The sequence below is a fragment of the Pseudomonas viridiflava genome, from assembly GCF_003702045.1.
GTDB lineage: Bacteria > Pseudomonadota > Gammaproteobacteria > Pseudomonadales > Pseudomonadaceae > Aquipseudomonas > Aquipseudomonas viridiflava_C.
On the sequence record NZ_RBTP01000064.1, the window covers coordinates 1 to 404 of the forward strand.

General features: G+C 64.9%; 1 protein-coding gene. It reads left to right on the plus strand.

What is annotated here, in order from left to right:
• Positions 1-336: FimD/PapC C-terminal domain-containing protein (locus ALP40_RS18600; RefSeq protein WP_310887071.1), on the plus strand; the 336-nt coding region annotated here is incomplete at its 5' end.
• Positions 337-404 lie beyond the last annotated feature (68 nt).

The following is a 404-nucleotide window of genomic DNA, read 5'->3' on the forward strand; positions in this document are numbered from 1 at the left end:
GGCGCTGATGTCGACCTGGAAAATGCCATCACCCAGCTCGTACCGCGCCGCGGAGCGATACCGGTGGTGCGCTTCAAAGCCATTGTGGGCCGCCGCGTCCAGTTTGAACTGGTGCGCGCCGACGGCAGCAAGGTACCGCTGGGTGCCAGTGTCGAGGATGAACAGGGCAGGGCGCTGGCGGTGGTCGACCCTGGCAGTCAGGCGCTGGTGCTCAGTGAGCAGGATGTCGGCAGCTTGCGGGTTCGCTGGTCTGATCAAAGTTGTCAGGCAGCATTCTCGCTGCCGCCCAGAGATCCGGCCCGTGCCTACGAGCGGATCAGGGTGACATGCCAATGAGCGCGCTTGCTGATTCATGCCCGGCAGTGTTGGCTGCGCTGCTGCTGGCGGGCAGCGTTGGCGCACAA